Below are 20,004 nucleotides of genomic sequence, written 5' to 3'. Positions count from 1 at the left end.
CAGTCAGCACAGTTGGCCGCCTGTTTCTCGCACATCGTGCAGAGTATTCAGTGCGGCTGATACCGCCACGCGCAGGGCTTTTACCAAGGTGTCCAGGCTCATTGAAGATTGCGCTGATGCCGCCAAGGCAACTTGCTCAGTGAGCAGCGGGACATGCATGAAACCACTTCGCACCGTTGAACCTGCCAGCGAATGTTGCAGGCTGTAAAACACCTGATTGCAGACGAATGTACCGGCTGTATGCGAAACCGTGGCTGGAATGCCGGCTACCCTGAGTGCAGCGACCATCGCTTTGATCGGCAGGGTGCTGAAGTAGGCTGTGGGACCTTCAGCCGCGACGGGGATATCGATTGGCTGCTCACCCAGGTTGTCGGGGATTCTGGCGTCGATCAGGTTAATGGCCACCCGCTCCAGAGCAATATCAGAGCGCCCCGGCCCCAGCCCCACGGCAAGGACCATATGCGGAGTAAACCTCTCAATCAATGCGTGCAAGTGTGCAGGTGCCTGCGAAAACACGCAGGGCAACTGACGGGCAATAATACGGACGTCCTCGTTTATCAGCGTCTCATCCAGCAGGCGTACGGCTTCCCAGGAGGGATTGAGGGTGTCTTGATCGAACGGTTCAAAACCTGTCAGCAGCACGGTACGCATAAACGCCTCACATCAGCAGATAAAGCAGGACGATATTAACCACCAGCATCAGCAAAGCCGTAGGCATTTGCGCCTTGATCACGGCGTATTTGTCCGGTAGCTCAAGCAGGGCCACCGGCACGACATTGAAGTTAGCCGCCATCGGCGTCATCAGTGTGCCGCAGTAGCCAGAGAACATACCGATCGCAGCCATGACAGCGGGGTTGGCATCGTAGATGCCGACTAATACCGGTACGCCGACGCCGCCGGTCATCACCGGGAATGCTGCAAAACCATTACCCATGATGACAGTGAACAGCGCCATGCCCAGGACGTACACCATCACGGCAATCAGACGGTAATCCATATTGATGTAGGAAGTTGCGACATGTGCGACGGCCGTGCCCACACCCGCGTCGTTAAATAACAGGCCCAACATGGCCAACATTTGCGGCAGCACCATGGTCCAGCCGAGCGCTTCGGTCAGACGACGGGATTCGCGCAGGCTTTGCAGGGGCGTATCGCGGGTCAGGAGGCAAGCGAGAATCAGCGCGACGATGCAACCGAGGCCCAAGGAAACGAACGTCGTGTTTTTTGGGTCCAGCAGAGGAACGCCCGCAATTTGTATGTTTTTGAGCAGTACTGAGCCGATCACTGTGACCAATGGAATCGACAAGGCCGGGATGAACAATTTGTGGCCTAAGCGGCCTGCGCTCGCCCGGGCTGCCTTGACGTGCAGTTCCGCGTGGGTGCCGCGACCTACGCCGCCAATACCTGCGATGACCGCCATGACCAGTACGCCAACCCCGATCACAAACGGCGACAAGCGATCACCCATCAAAAAAGCGATGGCAAATAGCAACCAAAAAAGACTGCTGGTCCAGCGTTTTGGGTGGGTTCGGTCAGAGGCAATCATGCCAGCAGTAATCAGCAGCAGTAAGCCTGCCAGCCAGTAGAAATACTCAATGGAAATGATCATTGCGCGGCCTCCTGCGACACAGGCTCGGGGAGCGTTTGGAGGTCAGTCATCTTGCGCGTGAGTATTAAATCGAAACGATAAAGGCGCAGGGCATGCACTATAAACGCGCAAATGGCAGTGGGAATTCCCCAGAAGGCGATGTGCAAGGGTTCTACGTCCAGCCCTGCACCCAGTAGGAAGGTGTGCATCAACGCAATTGCGCCAAACGCTACAAATACGTCTTCGCCAAAGAACAGACCCACGTTATCGGTGGCAGCACACATCGCCAGCACTTTATGGCGTAACGCTTCTGGCAGTTTGCCGAATGTGTTTTCTGCAGCGCCTTCTGCCATAGGCGCCAACAGCGGGCGCACCATTTGCGGGTGGCCGCCCAGGCTGGTGAGGCCCACGGCTGCCGTCGTCTCGCGTACGAACAGGTACATGATCAGCAAGCGGCCAACGGTGGCCCGTTGAAATTTGGCGATCCAGTTTTGTGCGTGCAAGCGCAGTCCATGACGCTCCAGCAAGCCAATCACAGCCAAGGGGAGTAGCAGAATCAATTGCAGGGCGCGGGTCTCAAGAAAACCTTCGCCCATCAGGGAGATGATTTTTTCAAGAGGGAAATTTGCAGCCAGGCCGGTCACTATCGCCGCCAAGCTTACGACTAATAATGGATTGAAGCGCAGTACGAAGCCTACGACGATGACAAGCACGCCCAATAAGGGCCAGAGATTGACGACGGTTTGCATGGGGGGTGAATCCCTTGACTGGTTGCCGCAGCGCCAGGGCAGGCTGGACGCGAGCAAGTCGAAAGCGGTCTGGCTCACTTTCGCAACATTGATACGCTGCCGGACTCAGCGTTTTTTTTATTGTTGACGCTCGGTATCAGAACGTCATTGGGCGATATCTTTGGTTGCTTTAAATACGGCGTCCAGTCAAAAAAAGTTGTCACCACTGAACAATAAAGTTTGCTGAAACACTCACTTCTTCACGCTGGCTTGAGCTTGTTACAAGGGTTTACAGTGGCGGCCTTGTTTAGAGTGAACGGATAAGCCTGCATGAATATGCGATTTCTTCTGACATTTGTGTGGGTGGCGCGGCTAGGCAGTTTTCGACTGACAGCGGAGAAGCTTTCAAGCACTCAGGCGGCTATCTCCAGCCGGATATCAGTGCTTGAAAGCGAACTGGGGGTGCAGTTGTTCCAGCGTGATTCGCGAGGCGTAAGCCTGACGCGCGAGGGACATAACGTGCTGGGTTATGCCGAAGAAATGCTCGCGACCCAACAGCGCCTGCTTCAGTCATTAGGTAAAGCGGATACGTATTCGGGGCGATTACGCATCGGTGTGATGGACACGGTAATTCACAGTTGGTTGAGTGAACTCATCAATGCCCTGAGTCAGGACTATCCGCTCGTTGAAGTGGAGTTAACCGCTGATACGGCTCTGAATCTGAGTGAGCAGCTGCTCAAAGGACAGTTGGATCTGATTTTCCAGACTGACTTATTACGCGCGGATGGCGTGCGTAATGTGCACCTTGCCAGCTACCCCTTGAGTTGGGTGGTGGCAAAGGGCACTGCGTTGGACCGTCCTTATGAAGGTTTGGGGGATCTCTGCCAAGAGCGATTGTTGACATTTTCCCGGCTGTCACGGCCGCATCAGGATGTGCTCAATTATTTGCATCAGCAGGGCATCTCGGCACCACGTATCAGTTGCATCAACTCGGTGGCAGCCATCATCAAGCTGGTTGCCGATGGCTTCGGGATAGGCGTGTTGCCCCCTGTGTTGGTAAGTCGGGAACTGCAAAGTGCAGCTATGATCGCCTTACCGATAAAGCCAGCGCCCGGCTTTGCGGTGTATGTCAGTTGGCGCGCGGGGGCGGGTCTGGAGTTAAACGAAGCGGTGGTTAACTTGGCCAGAAGCGTGGTGGCGGAGTATCAACGTACGGCCTCAGCGGGCCATTTTTTACTCCCAGACGCGGCCGAGTAGTACAGAGATCCATCTGATCCGTATTTTTATGGCTTACCTGCGCCTGTATTGCAGCTCACAATCGGCAGAAAATTACACCCAGTTCTGATAGGTCAAATGAGCTTTGGACCTTGAACGATGCAGGCAGGTCGTCAGTTCTGGCTCGGTTTCTGGTTTACGACACACTTACGGTAGGCACTGATATGGCTAAGATGGGTTGGTTTTTGGGCGGTTTTCTGGTGTTAACCATTGGTATCGGTATTCTCGCGACCATTCCCCCGGGTTGATGACCAGAAGACAAGAGGCCAGCTGTTTACACAGCGGCCTTTTCTGTTTTAAGACCTGAGCCGCTTTATGTACAACGCTCCATGGCCTGATCAATATCAGCCAGTAAGTCCTCAACATCCTCCAGACCGATTGCCAATCGCACCAAGCCTTCAGAAATGTCGTGCCGGGCGCGTTCTTCTTGCGTGTAAGCCGAGTGCGTCATGCTCGCGGGGTGCTGCGCCAGCGATTCAGCACCGCCCAAGCTGACAGCGCGGCTGATCAGCTGTAGCGCATTCATGAAGCGGCGGCCAGCCTCTAACCCCCCCTTGAGTTCGAAAGCAATCATCCCGCCGGGTTTTTTCATTTGGCGCGAGGCCAATGCATATTGCGCGAATGAAGGTAGCCCGGGGTAAAACACTGACTCGACAGCCGGGTGGTTCTCCAGATACTGCGCAATCAGTTGAGCACTGCTGCAATGGCGATCCATGCGCAATGCCAGGGTCTTGAGTCCGCGCATCAGTAGATAAGCATCGTGGGGTGACAGCACCGCACCGGTCAGGTCCTTTAACCCTTGCAGGTGAATGCGATTAGCCAGCTCTTGGCGTGCGACGACAATGCCGGCGGTGATGTCGCTGTGCCCGCTCAGGTATTTGGTGGCCGAGTGCACGACAATATCGGCCCCCATTTCCAGCGGGCGCTGCAAGTACGGCGTGCAGTATGTATTGTCGATGACGACGGTGATGTCGGGATGGCTGTGTGCAAGGCTTGATACCGCAGCGATATCCACCAGTTGCATATTCGGATTGGCGGGTGTTTCAAAATAGATCATGCGGGTTGATGGGGTGATTGCAGCTTCAAGTTCCACCAGGTTTGCCATATCGACGTGTTTGACGTTGATCCCGAACTCACCAATGCCGTGATGCAGCAGGGCGAACGTGCAGCCATACAGTGTGCGGCTCACGATCAGTTCGTCACCGGGCCTGAGTAATGTCCAGAACGTAGTGGCAATAGCGCCCATCCCTGAGCTGAACGCTACGCCTGCCTCGCCATTTTCCAGTGTGGCCAACCGCGATTCGAGCAGGGCCAGCGTAGGGTTGGAGATGCGCGTATAAAAATGCCCGCTTTCTTGCCCGGCAAAACAGGCGGCACCATATTCGGTGGACGCAAAGGCGAAGGTGGAAGTGAGATAAATGGGAGGTATCAGGGCACCGTTATTCTCAAGCGCGTTGTAACCGTGATGGATCGCTCTTGTAGAAAAGCCGAACTCATTTTTTTTGTCGTTCATGCTGGACTCTCCGATATTTCCTACAATGCTATGCTCAAATTCAACGGTATAAATTCCAAATTGACGTAACGATTTGAGCATTATTGGAACAAAAGCCAGCCACGATGATGTTTAGAGGCAAAGCATGCCCAGCGCCCTGGATAGAACCGACAAGGCCTTACTCGCCGCCCTGCAAAGTAATGCACGCTTAACCGTGGCGGAGCTGGCAGAGAGGGTTTCACTGACGACATCACCTTGCTGGAGACGCGTGAAGCATCTTGAAGAGCAAGGCCTGATTACGGGTTATCAAGCGATTCTTTCACCCAAGGAATTGGGCTACGGTGTCACGGCGTTTGTCAGTGTGATGATGGCTTCGCATTCGCAGGACATGGCCAGAAATTTTGAACAGTGCTTATTGGGTATTCCGGAAATTATTGCGTGTCACAACGTCTCGGGCCGTTATGATTTTTTATTGGAAGTAGTGGCCAAGGACCTTGAGTCATTCGGGGAGTTTACTCGGGAAGTGTTGCAAGCATTACCCGCAGTCAAAGAGATTTATTCAAGTTTTTCATTCAAGTCTGTAAAGCCCCTGCGTGTTATACCTATTGCCCGCTGAGGCCAACGGTATGTATTCGATCAAGAAGTCGACCTTGTAACTGTATGGGTTGTTCGGTGTGCGCCGGGTGATGCTTGAACTGCATCGCCTGTTCGATGATGGGGGGCACTTAATACTGGGGTCCCAGTATTAATTTATTTTGGGTGATTGGTCGTACAGCCGTTTTCATAGGCGTAAGAAAAGCGCGTTTCGAAATGGATGATGTGTTCATTCAGGGCGTAAGAAAAGCGGGCTCGAAAATTGATTTCTTGACGTCATCGTCGATTAATATGTCGCCTCGCAAGTGCGGGGCTGCCTGAAATTGGACGGCATCTACGCGAACCTCAAGGTCGCTGTCACTTAGCCTGGGTGTAAATGAACCTGCAAAAGCATTGTGTGGAGATGAAATAAAGTCAAGGGACTGGCCTGACGTATTAATGAAGTGCACGTCGATACACATCTTATCAAGCTGTGGACTGGCCATTATCCAGTTCCTTCTTGGGGATGGCTGCGTTTAATTGACCCACGCTGAGTGGGCACGCGAGGCATGTTAAGGCTTAAGTTTTTATACGTCTGGAAGGAACTTTGTCCAGGGGCGTTAGGGGCGACTGTCAGTAATGTCCAAGAAGTAAGTAGGGGATGTCTAATAAGGGTTCATGTGCGCCTGCTAAAAGGCATAGAGTGCTTCACTTTTAATTTAAATAATTAAGAGGTGGTCTTATGTTGACCCGTGAAGTCATGTTGCAGTTGTTCCCGAAAAGTATGCCGTTCATAGATGAATATTTACCCGCTGTACAAGCAGTGACGGCTCAGCGCTTGATCAGTACTCCTCGTCGTTTAGCGGCTTTTCTAGCGCAGGTGGGTCATGAAAGTGCCGGTTTTACACTGCTTCTAGAGAATCTCAACTACAGTGCGGCAGGTCTCGCCGCTACATGGGGCTCGCGATTCGCTGAAAAGAATTCAGCCGGTCAGTACATCACTGTCATGGAGGGTGGTCGTGCACGTCGAGTCCCCAACAGTGAAGCGCAAAAGCTGCACCGCAGGCCTGAAGCCATTGCCAACAGGGTTTACAGCGACCGTCTGGGTAATGGCACCGAAGCCTCAGGAGAGGGCTGGCTGTATCGCGGCAGAGGGCTGATTCAAATGACCGGCAAACTGAATTATCGACAGTGCAGCCTGGGTTTGTTTTGCGATGAGCGACTGATCGCAACGCCACACTTATTGGAGCAATGGCGCTGGGCCGTTGAGTCGGCGGGGTGGTATTGGCATTCGCGCAATATAAACGTTCTGGCAGACGGTGATGATTTCGAGCAGGTGACCAAAGCGGTTAATGGCGGGCTCAATGGTCACGCGCAGCGCGTCGCGTTGTATCAGCAGGCGCTGGGCTTGTTAGGCACTGCTTAGCAGGCGTTATCGGGCGAAGACGGAGCAAATTGAGACATTGGCGCGGATACGTGCGAGAGGTTGAAGGCAAAGTGCCTTTATCAGGCCATAATGCCGGGCATCTCACTCACTTTGCAGGAGCCATATAGCCGTGATGTTTGAAATAAAACCGATGAGCCCGGACGTTTATCGTCAGCAAACCCGACGCAGTACGCTGTATATCGCGCTGATTTTTGCGTTGCTGGCGCTGTTGGTGTCCGGTGTGGCGGTGATGGTGGCGGGTGAGCCTGGAGGGGATAATTTTCGCTTGAACCTGGCGGGGGTGATTGCGGCATTGATCGTGACCATCGTGCTGGTGCGCTATGTGTTTTGGTCACAGCCGTGGATGGCGCAGGCGGTGTACGGCTGGCAGCTCAAGCGCAGCTTGATGCGGGTAACCAATGTCATGCATTACGTGACGGCCGGCGTAATGGCAGGGGATGTCAGCGCCCTGAAGCTGTTACGGTTTTATCACTTGGGAATTACCCAAATGTACCAACTGGACGCTAATTCCAGTGCGTTGAGCCAGATGGTCAAGGAGATCGATTTGCATAAAACGCGGTTGCAAGCGTTGGGCATTGAAACCGAACAGACTCGTCTGGACCCTGCCTGGCTTGAGGCGGTAAAAAACTTCACCCCCATGAAGTGAGTGTGAATGGCCAGCCAGGCAGTGGAGGCGCTGTATGTAGTACGCCTCTTACCTGGCAAGCCCGCAGGGGCTGAGGGTTAGCTCACCACCCGATAACACGGTACATACGCTGCGCCACCTGGCAGCTTCATGCGGTGTTGTTCGACAAACGCTTGTAGCAGTTTATCCAGCGGTTTCATCACGGCGGCGTCGCCGTGGATCTCGTAGGGACCGTGCTGCTCGATCAGATGAATGCCTTTCTCTTTTACGTTACCGGCCACAATCCCGGAGAACGCTTGACGCAAATTAATCGCCAGTTCGTGGGGCGGCAAGTCGCGGCGCAGTTGCAGGCTGGCCATGTTGGCGTGCGTGGGATCGAACGGGCGCTGAAAACCTTCGTCAATTTTCAACAGCCAATTGAAGTGGAAGGCGTCATTGCGTTCGCGACGGAACTGTTTGACGGCCTTGAGCCCTGTGGTCATATGGCGGGCCACTTCGGCCGGATTGTCGATGATGATCTGGTAATGCGTCTGTGCGGTTGCCCCCAGCGTAGCGCCGACAAATTCATGCAGTTGTTGCAGGTACGGCTCGGCTTCTTTAGGGCCGGTCAAAATCACCGGGAACGGTATGTCGCGGTTGTCCGGATGCATCAAGATTCCGAGCAAATACAGAAACTCTTCGGCCGTACCTGCGCCGCCAGGAAAGATGATGATGCCGTGACCGACCCGTACAAACGCTTCAAGGCGTTTTTCGATGTCAGGCAAAATCACCAGCTCGTTGACGATAGGGTTTGGGGCTTCAGCGGCAATGATGCCAGGCTCGGTCAGCCCCAAGTAGCGCCCGCCAGTTAAGCGTTGCTTGGCGTGGGAAATCGTTGCGCCTTTCATCGGCCCCTTCATGACGCCTGGCCCGCAACCGGTGCAGATGTCGAGAAGGCGCAACCCCAGCTCGTGTCCGACCTTTTTGGTGTACTTGTACTCTTCGGTGTTGATCGAGTGGCCACCCCAGCACACCACGATTTTGGGCTCGACCCCAGGGCGTAAGGTGCGCGCATTGCGCAGCAGGTGGAACACGTAGTCGGTGATGCCGGCTGAGTGGCTCAGGTCCATGCGCGGGCTGTCCAGCCCACTTTGGGTGTAAACAATGTCGCGCAAGGCGCTGAACAGCATTTCACGTGTGCTGGCGATCATTTCACCATCAACAAACGCATCGGCGGGCGCATTGAGCAACTCAAGGCGTACTCCCCGGTCTTGTTGATGGATGCGTACGTCGAAGTCTTTGTAGGCTTCAAGGATGGTTTTGGCATTGTCGACGTGGGCCCCGGTATTGAGGATGGCCAGCACGCATTGACGGAACAGTGTGTAACTGCTGCCTGAGCCGACTTCACTCAGTTGTTGCACTTCACGTTGCGATAAAGTCTCCAGGCTGCCTTTGGGGCTGACCGAAGCATTGATGACGTGTCTTTGGACCATGGATGACTTCCTTGAGCGGGTCGAAAAATTACCTGATGCAGCGAGAACATTCATATCAGCCGGGTGCATCTTAAGTGCAAGAGGTTTGAATTCTTGCGGCGATGGGTGGAGATCCTGACTTAAAGGTCGCTAATCACCGGCCGGGCACTACAGTAACATCGCAGACTCATAAGAGCAGAGCGGTGCAATTGGACACAGGTGAACTCAATCGCCGCGGCTCTGTCTGAGGTAACCTGCCGCTCAGTGAGGGCAGGTGTTTGACCTCGAGTGTCATAAGGAAGTTTTAATGATTATTACCACGACCAACCGTATTGAAGGTCGCCAGATTACTGACTATCTGGGTGTGGTCAGTGCCGAGTCGGTTCACGGCATTAATTTTGTGCGGGATTTTTTCACCGGCATGCGCGACTTTTTTGGTGGGCGCTCGCAAACACTGGAGCGCGCGCTTAAAGAGGCACGTGCCGAGGTGACGGCTGAAATTCGTGAGCGGGCGGGTGCGTTGCGCGCGGATGCCGTCGTTGGGGTGAATTTTGAAATCAGCATGCCGTCAGGGCGTGGTGGCATGTTGGTGGTATTTGCAACGGGTACTGCCGTGCGATTGAACTGAGGCTCGGCTGAGCCGATCGCAATCATCAAGAAGTGGTGTTTTTTATCAAAAGGAGCGTTCTCGATGAGTCAATTATTAAGCCGCGTGGTGTTGGGTTTGGCGCTGGCGGGTTTCGTGGCTGGTGTGTCTGCTGAAAGCCGGTTACCGGACTTGACGACCCAGGCGCCTTACAAAAAAGCTTATGCAGGCATGTTGGCATATCCCGATTGGGTGAGCACGGGGCAGGGTACGGCGGCACCGGTTGAAAAGGTGGTGGTGGACGGTAAAACCTACACGGTTGGCCAGATGTGCAAACCTCATGACTGCGCAGACAACCAACTCAATGTGGTGTTCAGCCCTGACGCAAAACACGCGTGGGGTCTATTGTCAGTCCGCGCAGAGAATGCCGAGGCGTTTGACCAGCAATACCTTGGCATGCCGGATGAAACGATCAAAAAGCTGCTGAAAAAATCTTTTGCAGACAACAATCCAACGGATTGAGGTGTTGTTAAAAAGCTCGACCGCCCCGAAGGCGGTCGACTGTCGTGTGCTCTGCAAGCCCTTACAGGGCAGGCTTAAACCGATTTGTTCAGGTCAGTTTTGGACAGTGCATCCTGAAGCTTTTGTTCTTGCTCGGGCGACAAGGAGGTGCGCAATACTTTGCCTTTGAAGTTTGAGTCTTCAAGTTCTTTCAAGACTTTTTCTGGCTGAAATTTACGCAATAACACGAACAAAGCCGAGGAGTTGTTCGGGATGGTTTCGCTCAGCGACTTGATGAAGTCGTCGTCAATCCCGTAATCGCTCAACGATCCTGACAGTGCGCCGGTGCCAGCACCCAAGGCACCGCCGATGGCAAAGCCTGCCAGCGGGTTGAGAAACAACAGTCCCACCAGCGCCCCCCAAAGCCCCCCTGTAACCAGGCCCGAGGTCGCGCCCAGTGCGGTCAAATTGACGCTCTGCTTGATATGAACCTTGCCTTCTTCGTTACGTACAACAATGACGGCGTCTTCCAGTTCGACCAAATGCTCTTTGCTCAGTGACACCATCTTGGTCAAGGCGCGGTCAGCTTTCTCGGTATCGTCAAATCCCACTACGATCAAATCAGACATGTCTTTCATCCCTTGACTGTACAGTTCAAGCCCGCAAAGGGCTGAACACAAAAGTTGGCCTCAAGGCGTGACTGCATAATTAACACCTTGTTACACAGCGAGTCAGGTTGAGTACAGACGCTGCGAGCAATGAGCGTGGTCGCAGACATTGAAACCGTCAAGTCGATCGGCGGTTCAGTTTGTCGCAGGGGAGGGGGAACTGGGGGGTTAGGGTGTTTGCCAGCAAGCACAATCAATAAGAGGAGGGCTGGCTGAGCAGCCCTTACGCTCACTCCAAGGGCTGATACCTCGGAGTTTTATTACTGGTCGTTCTTGTCTGATGCTGTCAAACCGGCCTGAATGCGCTGGTAGATTTCTTCACGGTGGACGGCGACATCTTTCGGTGCATTGATGCCGATCCGGACCTGTTGGCCGCTGACACCTAAAATAGTGATCGTAATATCGTCACCGATGTTTATGCTTTCACCAACTTTGCGGGTGAGTATCAGCATTTTTTTCTCCTTGATGGCTTTGTAAGGCACGTCTCTGAGACGGTGCGGCTTCGGTCATGGCTACAGAATACTGCTAAGTGCATATAAATGCGCCGCTCATTACAGACGTCATAGCCACAGGGTTAATTCCCTGTGCGAGGGAAACTCTCGTGTATGAGCCTTAGATAAGGGCGGATTGGATTTGTTCAAGGAGAGCAAAGGCCGCTGCCCCAGTGATAAAATCGACCCACTCAAACAGATAGGGGAAACGCAGTGCGTAAAGTCATCGTGATGACAGCAATATTGGCCTTGACGGCTTGCGGTCAGGAGTCTAACGATAAAATTCAACGGGCTAAAGCTGCTTCTGAAACATCGACGGTTCAAGCGCCCATTGCCCAATGGGCGGTTGAAGTGAAATTGGGTAAAACTCAGGCGCTCAGTGACCTGACGGCAAGACTGCTTGAGCATGGTTTCAGCTCTTATATTTATGTGGATGAAGGTGTTCAGCATGTGCTGTTGGGCCCGTTCAACACGCAAGAACAGGCCCAAGAGAAGCTGACGCGGCTAACCACCAAGCTCGATAATCTTGAAGCCGCAGTGATTGAACTGCCCCCTGGCAAACCGGCCCATTAAGCAGTCAAAGCGGCGTTAGCTGCCTAAGCGTAGCGCCAACCGGCGCTATTGGAGGGGTTTGGAGCATTATTTTTGCGTGCAAGCGCTGGGAGCAGCCTCCACTGTCACAGGGTTCCCCACCCACCGCCCAGCGATGTCAGCAACTGCACGCTGGCCTGCAATTGCCGGGTACGCAGTGTTTGTACCTGGCGTTGTGCCTGCAATGCAGCCGTTTGTGCGGTCACTACATCCAGATAATTCACGGCGCCAGCCTCGTAACTGTGGGTGGCCAAGCTTTGAGTCTGTTGAGCGGCATGGGCAGCGGCTTGTTCGTCAAGGCTTTGCAGATGCAAGTCGCGCAACTGGGCCAGGCTGTCTTCGACTTCACGCACGGCGCGCAACACCTGGCTGCGGTAATGAGCGCTGGCCTCCTCAAATTCAGCTTTGGCCTGTCGTTCCTGTGCATCCAGTCGGCCGCCGTCAAAAATGGGCAGATTCATCAAAGGCCCCAACGCCCAAAAGCGATTGCTCGCCGCCAACATATTGCCGCTGCCTTGGGTTTGCCCGCCGATCAGCCCGCTCAAGCTGAAATCCGGGTACCAGGCCGCTTTCGCCACGCCAATCGCGGCATTGGCCGCAAACACCCGGCGCTCAGCTGCCGCAATATCAGGTCGGCGCTGTAACAACGTACTGGGCAGAGTGGCAGGTTGCGTGGGCATATTGAGGCTGCCTTCGCTGGCGGCCAGGTGGAAGTCGCTTGCGGCTTGGCCCACCAGTTCGCCGATCGCATGTTCGGCCAGATTACGCTGCCCACGTACATCGTCCAGTTGCGCCCGCGCCTGCGCCAGTTGGCTTTGGGCGCGCGTCAGATCAAGTTCAGACGCTATCTGGCCCTGATAGCGGTCGCGGGTCAGCTGTAAGGCCTGGCGGTAATCGTCCAGAGAGCAGGTCAGAATCTGCTGTTGCGCATCCAACCCGTCGAGCTGGACGTAGAGGATGGCCAATTGGCGCTGGAGACTCAGGCGCGCCACCGCCAGATCATCAGCCGAGGCCTGCGCCTGAGCATCGCCTGCTGCCACCTGATTGCGGATTTTGCCCCACAGATCGAGATCAACATTGAGTGCAAACCCGGCCGTCATGCTGTTGTACACCGAGGGTTGAGTCGTCCCGCGTAGTGGGCGGTTGTCTGATTGACGCTGACGAAGGGGTTGAGCGCTGGCGGTTAATTGCGGGAACAACCCGGCATGCAACTGGCTGGCGTAAGCCTGTGAGGCCTCCACGTGCGCCAGCGCCGCTGCAAGGTCCGGGTTGGCCGTGAGTAGTTGCTGTTGCAGTGTGTTCAACCGCGGGTCCTGGTACGCCTGCCACCATTGCTCGGGCACATGATCGGCGGGCTGCGCGCTGTGCCACGGGCCGTCGCTGTTGTGTTCGCGGTAATGCGCGGGCAGGTCGATTAAGGGGGCTGTATAAGCCGGTGCCAACGAGCAGCCCTGTAGCGCCGTAACCAGCAGCAATAACGCACATTTAAGCCTTGGCTGCATGGGAGGCTCCTGTGTCCGCGAGTTTCACCGCATCACCCTCGCGCAGGGCGTCAGGCGGGTTGTCGATGACGGTGTCAGCAGGTTTGAGCCCTTGATCAATGACCAGCCGATCGCCTAAATCCAGGCCAATGTGGATGCTTTGCAAATGCACATGGTGGGCGCTGTCGAGGAGGGCGACCTGAGTGCCTTGGGCGCGAAAGATCAGGGCGCTGGCCGCAATACTGACGCCGTGGGTATCGGCCGGGATCGATAACACGGCTTCGGCGTAATCGCCGGGCATCAGCGCATCATCAGGATTGAGCACGACAAACTGTGCCATCAGCGTGCCCGAACGCCGATCAATCGAGGTTGAGTTACCGATCAACCTGGCGCTGAAGGTTTGGCCCGGGTGCTCCGGGACACTGAGCTGCACATGCATCCCCTGGCGGACCACACTGGCGTAGTTTTGCGGCACCGGCACGTAAAGGCGCAGTTGGTGGGTGTCGGCGATGTCAAACAGCTGCGTGTCGCTGTCGGTGTCAGCTTTGATCAACTGGCCAATGTCGGTATTGCGCGCGGTGATGGTGCCAGCGAAAGGCGCACGGATGGTTTTGTAGGCTTCCAGTGTCAAAAGACGTGCGTAATCGGCCTGGGCTGCCTGCGCATTGGCTTTGGCCGCGGCGGCATTCGATAGTTTCTCGTCGGCCTCCTGACGCGACACCGAGTGCGAAGCCAACAGGTTTTGCCAGCGTGTGGCGGTGGTCGCCGCCAGTGAGGCGTTGGCTTGCTCCTGCGCCTTATGGGCGCGGGCCTGCGCCAGTTGCTGGTCCAGATCAGGGCTGTCGATCAGGGCCAATACCTGACCGGCTTTCACCTTGCTGCCAATGTCGGTTTGCCAGCTTTGCAGATAGCCGCTCACCCGTGCATGAATCGGCGCCTTGCTCCACGCCTCCAAATGAGCGGGCAAACGCAGCGTGTCGCCGTGCGCGTTTTGCAGCGGTTCAAACACACTTACCACGGGCAACGCGGCCGCTTCAGTCCAGTGAACCACCGCCTGTTCATGGCGGCTGCGAGCAGCCAGCCCGTTAGCCACCAGCAAGGCGGCCAGCGAGAGGCCGCCGATACCCAGTACCATTAAGCGCTTGCGTGACGGTGTTTGATTAGACATGGGGTGTTTCTCCAGCAGCGCGGGGTTCGTTGCGCCCGTGCACCAGGCTGAACACCACGGGCACGAACAGCAGGGTGGCGACGGTGGCCAGCATCAGACCGCCAATCACGGCGCGTCCCAGCGGGGCGTTTTGTTCTTCGGAGAGGGCCAGCGGCAACATCCCGATCATCATTGCCAATGCGGTCATGCACACCGGCCGAAAGCGTGTGTAGCCCGCTTCAAGCGCGGCCTTGAGCGCGTCGCCATGCTCGGCCAGACGTTCGCGACAGAAGCTCACCACCAGAATCGAGTTGGCCGTGGCCACCCCCATGCACAAGATGGCACCGGTCAAGGCCGGGACCGACAGCGAGGTGCCACTCAAGAACAGCATCCACACAATCCCGGCCAGGGCGGCAGGCAGCGCCGTGATGATCACAAACGGGTCGACCCAGGACTGGAAGTTGACCACGATCAGCAGGTAAATCAGCACCACGGCGCCAAGCAAACCAAAGCTCAGGCCGCTGAACGCCTCGTGCAAGGCATCGATTTGTCCATGCAAACTGATGATCGCGCCTTTGGGGCGCAGGTCGGCGGCGCCATCAATGACCTTTTGCACATCAGCGGCCACTGATCCCAGGTCGCGGCCCTGAATGTTGGCGTACAGGTCCAGCGTCGGCTGAATGTTGTAGTGGGTGATCACCGCCGGGCTTTGCACGCGGCTGATCGTGGCCAGCCCGCCGAGAACTTGTGACTGGCCATTACTGCCCGTCACTGGCAGCGCTTCCAGGGCAGGCATGCTGTCCAGACGATATTGCGGCGTGGCTGCCACTACGCCGTAAGACACGCCGTTTTGCGGGTTGAGCCAGAAGGTTGGCGCAACTTGAGAGCTGCCGGCCAGCGACGCGACCATGCTATTGGTTACATCACGCTCGGTAATGCCCAGGCCATTGGCGCGCTGACGATCCACATTGACCTGCAACGACGGGTAACCCACCGACTGTTGGATACGCAGGTCGGCAATTCCCGGCACATGTTGCAAGCGGCGCTGCAACGCCAGCGCATACGCCCGGTTGGCGGCGGCGTCGCGCCCGGAGATTTTCACGTCAAGCGGGGCGGGTGAGCCAAAGTTAAGAATCTGGCTACTGATATCCGCAGGCATAAAGGCGAACTGGCTGCCGGGGAAGCTTTCGGGCAGGGCTTCACGCAAGCGCTTCACGTAATCGGCTGTCGGGCTGTGATCGGCCTTGAGGGTGACCTGAATATCGCCATCCTGCGGGCCGATGGTGCCGCTGCTGCTGTAGGCCATGTCGATACCGCTCAACGGAATCCCGATGTTATCGATGATGCTGTCCAGTTGATCAGCCGGGATGATTTCGCGAATCCGCGATTCGATCCGGTCGAAGGCGGCAGCGCTTTCTTCGATGCGCGTACCCAGCGGCAAGCGCACATGCAAGGCCAATGCGCCCGCATCGGTGGCGGGGAAAAAGTCCTGACCCAAGCTTGGCAGCAGCGCAAACGAGGACAGCACACAAGCCATGAACCCCAGCAAAAAGCGTTTGCGATGGGCCAGTGTCAGCTCCAGCACAGCGTAATAAGCATCACGCACCGCCGAAAAACGGCGCTCGAAACCTTGCTGGAAATTCAACAGCGCCTGCACCGGTGCCGAATGCTTTTTGCTGTGCTGATCGCCCTCGTGATGGTTGATGTAGCCATCTTCCGGATGCTGCCCAGCGCCTTGTTCCGGCACGTGGGGTTTGAGCAGAAACATCGCCAGGGTCGGCACCAGCGTGCGCGACAGAATAAAAGAGCTGCCCATCGCGAAAATGACCGCCAGGGCCATTGGACGGAACAAGTATCCGGCAATGCCTTGCAGCATGAACATCGGCACAAACACGATGCAGATGCACAGCAACGAGACAAAGGCGGGCCCGACGATTTGTTTGGCACCATCGAGAATCGCCTCGCGCACCGACTTGCCTTGCTCCAGATGCCAGTTGATGTTCTCGATAGTCACCGTCGCATCATCGACCAAAATCCCCACCGCCAATGCCAGCCCGCCGAGGGTCATGACGTTCAGGGTCTGGCCACTGAGGGCCAGCAGGGCAATCGCCGAGAGCACCGCCAACGGGATCGACACCGCAATAATCAGCGTCGAACGCCAACTGCCGAGAAACAGCAGAATCATTGCGCTGGTCAATAACGCGGCAATGATGCCTTCTTGCGCCACGCTGCCCACCGACTGTTTAACGAACACCGAAGCGTCGCCCAACAGCGTGGTCTTGAGCGAGGGCGGCAGGGTTTCATTGATGCGCGGCAACATCGCGCGAATGCCATCGACAATGGAAAGTGTCGAAATGTTGCCGTTTTTCAAGGCCGGCATCAGCACGGCGCGATGACCATCCACGCGCACGATATTGGTTTGTGGCGGCGAACCATCACGCACGTGCGCCACTTGGCCAATGGTGATCAGTGCGCCATTTACCGTTTTGATCGGCAACGCGTTGAGTTCGTCGATGGCTTTGGGGCTGTTGTTGAGCATCACCGTGTATTCATAGGTGCCCAGCTTGACGGTCCCTACCGGGATGATCTGGTTTTGCGCCGCCAGCGCATTGCCCACATCTTGTGCCGACAGCCCTTTGGCTGCCAGCGCTTGCGGATCAAGGTCAAGGGTGATCTGGCGCTGCTTACCCCCCATCGGCGTCGGCATGGCGAGGCCGGGCAGGGCGCTCAGGGGCAGGCGGATGTTGTTCTGTACCAAGTCGCGAATATGCGCTTCGGAGAGCGTAGGGCTGGAGAAGGCCAACTGTAATATCGGGACGGTCGAGGCGCTGTAATTGAGAATCAGCGGGGGCGTAATGCCGGGCGGCATTTGTTTGAGTACGGTTTGTGACACGGCTGTCACTTGCGCGTTGGCGGTACGAATATCGACCCCAGGCTGAAAGAAAATTTTCACGATGCCCATGCCGGGCAACGACTGCGACTCGATGTGCTCGATGTCATTGACCGTGGTGCTGAGCGAGCGCTCATAGGTGTAAATGACCCGGCCCGCCATGTCGGCGGGCGCCAGGCCGGTGTACTGCCACACCACAGCGACCACGGGAATGCCAATGTCCGGGAACACATCCGTGGGCGTACGCACGGCGGCCAACGGCCCAATGATGCAGATGAAAATCGCCAACACGATAAACGTGTAGGGCTTGTGCAGTGCGGTCTTTACCAGCCCGAGCATGCCTGAACCTCCGAGGAGTGGAATTGCAAACCCCGGCAGTCTTGCTGTTGGCACCTAACGATCAGCTTTCAGTAACGTGAAGGATCCTTTAGGTAAGGGCTGAAAATCCCTTCACTTTCATTCATTTGGCGCGGTACGCGATGGCCGCCAAGCTTACGACCTATTCGACGGGTCGGGGTTGAGCCTGTCGCACTTTTTGAATGCTCTTTGCGAGGCTCGTCTGCGATGACTGTTAAACCGCTGCTTTTGATTCCCTCCCTGAGTCTGGTTCTGTTGCTATCGGCCTGCGCGGGGCCGATGCCCAAGCAAGACCCGGCTCAAGCCTGGATCGGCCTGAAAGAAGAAGGCACCAGCGACCTGATGGCCGAACGGGTGGACGGGAAAAACACCCGTGACGGCCGTTATTTTGAAGTCACGCCAGGCGCCCATCGGCTGGACGTGACCCTGTACGAAGGCGCGACCGGCGACCAGAATCAGGTGGATTGCCAAGGCGATGTGAAATACCCGGCGTTCAAGGCGGGGGAGCATTACCAACTGATCGAATCGAGCCTGGGGCCTGAAATCAGTGCGACGCTGATGGACTCATCCGGCAAGGAAGTCGCCCATACAGCCGACTTCACCTGCATGCCGGGGTAATACACAGCCTCGGCGGCTGCTACGGCGTGTCTGGCGTATGGGATTAAAACGAGCGCACGATTTTGCCCAAGGTTTCCATGGCTTTTTCGCTCACTTCATCCCACGGGCTGCCGTAGTTGAGGCGGATGCAGTTTCGAAAGCGCTGGGTGGCCGAGAAAATCGGCCCTGGCGCGATGCTGATACCTTGCGCCAAGGCCATTTGAAACAGCTTGAGCGAGTCCATTTGCTCAGGCAGCTCCAGCCACAGAAAGTAGCCGCCGCTGGGATGGCTGACCCGGGTTTGGGCCGGGAAGTAGCGTGCAATCGCGGCCAGCATGGCGTTTTGCTGGCCTTCCAGTGCATCACGCAATTTGCGCAGGTGACGGTCATAACCGCCGTGTTGCAGGTAATCGGCGATGGCGGCTTGCGCGGGCATTGAGGCGCACAGTGACGTCATCAGTTTCAGGCGCTCCACTTTTTGCGCGTACCGGCCCGCCGCCACCCAACCCACGCGATAACCCGGTGCCAGGCTTTTGGCAAACGAGCCGCAGTGCATCACCAGACCTTCGGTATCAAAGGCTTTAGCCGGTTTCGGCGCGTGTTGGCCGTAATACAGTTCGGCGTACACGTCGTCTTCAATCAGCGGCACTTGATGGGTGCGCAGCAGTTCGACCAATGCCTGCTTTTTAGCTTCGGGCATGCTGGCGCCAATCGGGTTCTGGAAGTTGGTCATGCACCACACGGCTTTGATCGGGTGCCGCTCAAGGGTTTGCGCCAGCACCCCCAGATCAATGCCATCACGCGGGTGCACAGGGATTTCCACCGCTTTGAGTTTGAGCCGCTCAAGCACTTGCAAGCAGGCATAAAACGCCGGGGCTTCAATGGCCACCAGGTCCCCTGGCTCGGTGACAGCTTGCAAGCACAGGTTCAAGGCTTCCAGCGCGCCATTGGTGATCAGCAGTTCTTCCATTGGCAACATCAGCCCGCCGACCATATAGCGCAGGGCTATTTGGCGCCGGAGTTGCGGGTTGCCCGGCGACATGTCGGTCACCACCATGCGTGGGTCCATCTCGCGGCTGGCGGTGGCCATCGAGCGGGCCAGACGTTGCAACGGAAAGAGTGTCGGGCTGGGGAACGCTGAGCCGAAGGGCACCGTGTGCGGGTCTTTGATCGAGTCCAGCACGGAGAACACCAGCGCGCTGACATCGACCTCGGTGGACTCGGTGACGTGGCTGCTAAAGACCGGTTCGCTGAACGGGCTGGGCGTGTGTGCGTTGACGAAATACCCCGAACGCGGTTTGGCACGGATCAGGCCCCGGCGTTCGAGCAGGTAATAGGCTTGAAAAACCGTCGAAGGGCTGACGCCGTAGGTTTGGCTGGCATAGCGCACTGAGGGGACGCGTTGTCCGGGGCCGAGCACCCCGCAGCGGATCAGCTCAGCAATATCGTCGGCAAATTTTTCGTAGCGTTTCATGTAGGCAATGCTCGGTCCGGCGTTATTCAGGGAAATTCAGAA

Annotated in this window: 20 protein-coding genes; 8 read left to right on the top strand and 12 right to left on the bottom strand. The window is 56.3% G+C overall.

Going from position 1 to position 20,004, the window contains the following annotated elements; translation table 11 throughout:
• Positions 1 to 3 precede the first annotated feature (3 nt).
• The 3 genes from pcp to GYN01_RS12985 are packed head-to-tail and all read right to left on the bottom strand — an operon-like array spanning position 4 to position 2,337.
• A complete protein-coding gene (pcp, locus tag GYN01_RS12995) occupies positions 4 to 651 on the bottom strand; it encodes a pyroglutamyl-peptidase I (RefSeq protein WP_048401795.1) in 648 nt (215 codons plus the stop codon).
• Between the two features lie 7 nt (positions 652 to 658).
• Positions 659 to 1,609, bottom strand: coding sequence for a DUF979 domain-containing protein (locus GYN01_RS12990; RefSeq protein WP_203307256.1), 951 nt, complete (start codon positions 1,607 to 1,609; stop codon positions 659 to 661).
• Positions 1,606 to 2,337, bottom strand: a complete 732-nt coding sequence (locus GYN01_RS12985) for a DUF969 domain-containing protein (protein WP_048401799.1) — start codon at positions 2,335 to 2,337, stop codon at positions 1,606 to 1,608. The genes GYN01_RS12990 and GYN01_RS12985 overlap by 4 nt, the downstream gene beginning before the upstream one ends.
• A 309-nt stretch (positions 2,338 to 2,646) precedes the next feature.
• On the opposite strand from GYN01_RS12985, the gene GYN01_RS12980 reads away from it, so the two are divergent.
• Positions 2,647 to 3,573, top strand: coding sequence for a LysR family transcriptional regulator (locus tag GYN01_RS12980; RefSeq protein ID WP_048401801.1), 927 nt, complete (start codon positions 2,647 to 2,649; stop codon positions 3,571 to 3,573).
• Positions 3,574 to 3,904: 331 nt separating this feature from the next.
• Here GYN01_RS12980 and GYN01_RS12975 read toward each other — a convergent pair whose 3' ends face one another.
• Entirely contained in the window at positions 3,905 to 5,104 is a 1,200-nt protein-coding gene (locus GYN01_RS12975; RefSeq protein WP_048401803.1) for a methionine gamma-lyase, read from the bottom strand.
• Between the two features lie 124 nt (positions 5,105 to 5,228).
• Between GYN01_RS12975 and GYN01_RS12970 the strand changes: the two genes are divergently transcribed.
• Positions 5,229 to 5,699: an Lrp/AsnC family transcriptional regulator gene (locus GYN01_RS12970; RefSeq protein ID WP_048401806.1), complete on the top strand. Its 471-nt coding sequence runs from the start codon at positions 5,229 to 5,231 to the stop codon at positions 5,697 to 5,699.
• Positions 5,700 to 5,910: 211 nt separating this feature from the next.
• On the opposite strand, the gene GYN01_RS12965 is transcribed toward GYN01_RS12970, so the two are convergent.
• Positions 5,911 to 6,162 carry a hypothetical protein gene (locus GYN01_RS12965; protein ID WP_048401808.1) on the bottom strand — a complete coding sequence of 84 codons (252 nt, stop codon included), beginning with the start codon at positions 6,160 to 6,162 and terminating at the stop codon, positions 5,911 to 5,913.
• 236 nt (positions 6,163 to 6,398) lie between these two features.
• Between GYN01_RS12965 and GYN01_RS12960 the strand changes: the two genes are divergently transcribed.
• Positions 6,399 to 7,082, top strand: a complete 684-nt coding sequence (locus GYN01_RS12960) for a glycoside hydrolase family 19 protein (RefSeq protein ID WP_048365046.1) — start codon at positions 6,399 to 6,401, stop codon at positions 7,080 to 7,082.
• Between the two features lie 133 nt (positions 7,083 to 7,215).
• Complete coding sequence (locus GYN01_RS12955) at positions 7,216 to 7,749, top strand: DUF3087 family protein (RefSeq protein WP_048401810.1); 534 nt, start codon at positions 7,216 to 7,218, stop codon at positions 7,747 to 7,749.
• A gap of 77 nt (positions 7,750 to 7,826) precedes the next feature.
• Here the strand turns inward: GYN01_RS12955 and ppnN are convergent, their stop codons facing one another.
• Positions 7,827 to 9,200 (bottom strand): nucleotide 5'-monophosphate nucleosidase PpnN, encoded by a 1,374-nt coding sequence (gene ppnN, locus GYN01_RS12950; RefSeq protein ID WP_048365044.1) that lies wholly within the window; start codon positions 9,198 to 9,200, stop codon positions 7,827 to 7,829.
• A gap of 286 nt (positions 9,201 to 9,486) precedes the next feature.
• Between ppnN and GYN01_RS12945 the strand changes: the two genes are divergently transcribed.
• Positions 9,487 to 9,807, top strand: coding sequence for a YbjQ family protein (locus GYN01_RS12945; protein ID WP_048365043.1), 321 nt, complete (start codon positions 9,487 to 9,489; stop codon positions 9,805 to 9,807).
• 63 nt (positions 9,808 to 9,870) lie between these two features.
• Entirely contained in the window at positions 9,871 to 10,287 is a 417-nt protein-coding gene (locus tag GYN01_RS12940) for an Ivy family c-type lysozyme inhibitor (RefSeq protein ID WP_048365042.1), read from the top strand.
• A gap of 74 nt (positions 10,288 to 10,361) precedes the next feature.
• Here GYN01_RS12940 and GYN01_RS12935 read toward each other — a convergent pair whose 3' ends face one another.
• Both GYN01_RS12935 and csrA read right to left on the bottom strand, forming a co-directional pair.
• Positions 10,362 to 10,895, bottom strand: a complete 534-nt coding sequence (locus GYN01_RS12935; RefSeq protein WP_048365114.1) for a DUF1269 domain-containing protein — start codon at positions 10,893 to 10,895, stop codon at positions 10,362 to 10,364.
• 299 nt (positions 10,896 to 11,194) lie between these two features.
• Positions 11,195 to 11,386 carry a carbon storage regulator CsrA gene (gene csrA, locus GYN01_RS12930; protein WP_048365041.1) on the bottom strand — a complete coding sequence of 64 codons (192 nt, stop codon included), beginning with the start codon at positions 11,384 to 11,386 and terminating at the stop codon, positions 11,195 to 11,197.
• A gap of 252 nt (positions 11,387 to 11,638) precedes the next feature.
• Here csrA and GYN01_RS12925 point away from each other — a divergent pair, with 252 nt between their 5' ends.
• On the top strand, positions 11,639 to 11,998 hold the full coding sequence (locus tag GYN01_RS12925; RefSeq protein WP_048365040.1) for a hypothetical protein: 360 nt from the start codon (positions 11,639 to 11,641) through the stop codon (positions 11,996 to 11,998).
• 104 nt (positions 11,999 to 12,102) lie between these two features.
• Here GYN01_RS12925 and GYN01_RS12920 read toward each other — a convergent pair whose 3' ends face one another.
• Genes GYN01_RS12920 through GYN01_RS12910 form a run of 3 tightly spaced genes read right to left on the bottom strand, consistent with a single transcriptional unit; the run spans position 12,103 to position 17,873 of the window.
• The gene (locus GYN01_RS12920; RefSeq protein ID WP_203307255.1) at positions 12,103 to 13,518 is read right to left on the bottom strand and encodes an efflux transporter outer membrane subunit; all 1,416 of its coding nucleotides are present in this window, start codon (positions 13,516 to 13,518) and stop codon (positions 12,103 to 12,105) included.
• Entirely contained in the window at positions 13,502 to 14,665 is a 1,164-nt protein-coding gene (locus tag GYN01_RS12915; RefSeq protein WP_203307254.1) for an efflux RND transporter periplasmic adaptor subunit, read from the bottom strand. The genes GYN01_RS12920 and GYN01_RS12915 overlap by 17 nt, the downstream gene beginning before the upstream one ends.
• Positions 14,658 to 17,873 (bottom strand): efflux RND transporter permease subunit, encoded by a 3,216-nt coding sequence (locus tag GYN01_RS12910; RefSeq protein WP_203307253.1) that lies wholly within the window; start codon positions 17,871 to 17,873, stop codon positions 14,658 to 14,660. The genes GYN01_RS12915 and GYN01_RS12910 overlap by 8 nt, the downstream gene beginning before the upstream one ends.
• A gap of 225 nt (positions 17,874 to 18,098) precedes the next feature.
• On the opposite strand from GYN01_RS12910, the gene GYN01_RS12905 reads away from it, so the two are divergent.
• Positions 18,099 to 18,509, top strand: coding sequence for a PA0061/PA0062 family lipoprotein (locus GYN01_RS12905; protein WP_048365036.1), 411 nt, complete (start codon positions 18,099 to 18,101; stop codon positions 18,507 to 18,509).
• A gap of 43 nt (positions 18,510 to 18,552) precedes the next feature.
• Here GYN01_RS12905 and mapR read toward each other — a convergent pair whose 3' ends face one another.
• Positions 18,553 to 19,962: a GntR family transcriptional regulator MpaR gene (gene mapR, locus GYN01_RS12900; RefSeq protein ID WP_048365035.1), complete on the bottom strand. Its 1,410-nt coding sequence runs from the start codon at positions 19,960 to 19,962 to the stop codon at positions 18,553 to 18,555.
• Between the last annotated feature and the right edge of the window lie 42 nt (positions 19,963 to 20,004).

It is taken from the genome of Pseudomonas weihenstephanensis (assembly GCF_016812185.1).
In the GTDB taxonomy this organism is placed as follows: Bacteria; Pseudomonadota; Gammaproteobacteria; order Pseudomonadales; family Pseudomonadaceae; genus Aquipseudomonas; species Aquipseudomonas weihenstephanensis.
This window is presented reverse-complemented; position numbering and strand designations above follow the sequence as displayed.

What these genes read in the sequence shown, in the direction of transcription:
- pcp (WP_048401795.1), bottom strand. Translation starts at nt 651, where the DNA reads ATGCGTACCGTGCTGCTGACAGGTTTTGAACCGTTCGATCAAGACACC.
- GYN01_RS12990 (WP_203307256.1), bottom strand. Translation starts at nt 1,609, where the DNA reads ATGATCATTTCCATTGAGTATTTCTACTGGCTGGCAGGCTTACTGCTG.
- GYN01_RS12985 (WP_048401799.1), bottom strand. Translation starts at nt 2,337, where the DNA reads ATGCAAACCGTCGTCAATCTCTGGCCCTTATTGGGCGTGCTTGTCATC.
- GYN01_RS12980 (WP_048401801.1), top strand. Translation starts at nt 2,647, where the DNA reads ATGAATATGCGATTTCTTCTGACATTTGTGTGGGTGGCGCGGCTAGGC.
- GYN01_RS12975 (WP_048401803.1), bottom strand. Translation starts at nt 5,104, where the DNA reads ATGAACGACAAAAAAAATGAGTTCGGCTTTTCTACAAGAGCGATCCAT.
- GYN01_RS12970 (WP_048401806.1), top strand. Translation starts at nt 5,229, where the DNA reads ATGCCCAGCGCCCTGGATAGAACCGACAAGGCCTTACTCGCCGCCCTG.
- GYN01_RS12965 (WP_048401808.1), bottom strand. Translation starts at nt 6,162, where the DNA reads ATGGCCAGTCCACAGCTTGATAAGATGTGTATCGACGTGCACTTCATT.
- GYN01_RS12960 (WP_048365046.1), top strand. Translation starts at nt 6,399, where the DNA reads ATGTTGACCCGTGAAGTCATGTTGCAGTTGTTCCCGAAAAGTATGCCG.
- GYN01_RS12955 (WP_048401810.1), top strand. Translation starts at nt 7,216, where the DNA reads ATGTTTGAAATAAAACCGATGAGCCCGGACGTTTATCGTCAGCAAACC.
- ppnN (WP_048365044.1), bottom strand. Translation starts at nt 9,200, where the DNA reads ATGGTCCAAAGACACGTCATCAATGCTTCGGTCAGCCCCAAAGGCAGC.
- GYN01_RS12945 (WP_048365043.1), top strand. Translation starts at nt 9,487, where the DNA reads ATGATTATTACCACGACCAACCGTATTGAAGGTCGCCAGATTACTGAC.
- GYN01_RS12940 (WP_048365042.1), top strand. Translation starts at nt 9,871, where the DNA reads ATGAGTCAATTATTAAGCCGCGTGGTGTTGGGTTTGGCGCTGGCGGGT.
- GYN01_RS12935 (WP_048365114.1), bottom strand. Translation starts at nt 10,895, where the DNA reads ATGTCTGATTTGATCGTAGTGGGATTTGACGATACCGAGAAAGCTGAC.
- csrA (WP_048365041.1), bottom strand. Translation starts at nt 11,386, where the DNA reads ATGCTGATACTCACCCGCAAAGTTGGTGAAAGCATAAACATCGGTGAC.
- GYN01_RS12920 (WP_203307255.1), bottom strand. Translation starts at nt 13,518, where the DNA reads ATGCAGCCAAGGCTTAAATGTGCGTTATTGCTGCTGGTTACGGCGCTA.
- GYN01_RS12915 (WP_203307254.1), bottom strand. Translation starts at nt 14,665, where the DNA reads ATGTCTAATCAAACACCGTCACGCAAGCGCTTAATGGTACTGGGTATC.
- GYN01_RS12910 (WP_203307253.1), bottom strand. Translation starts at nt 17,873, where the DNA reads ATGCTCGGGCTGGTAAAGACCGCACTGCACAAGCCCTACACGTTTATC.
- GYN01_RS12905 (WP_048365036.1), top strand. Translation starts at nt 18,099, where the DNA reads ATGACTGTTAAACCGCTGCTTTTGATTCCCTCCCTGAGTCTGGTTCTG.
- mapR (WP_048365035.1), bottom strand. Translation starts at nt 19,962, where the DNA reads ATGAAACGCTACGAAAAATTTGCCGACGATATTGCTGAGCTGATCCGC.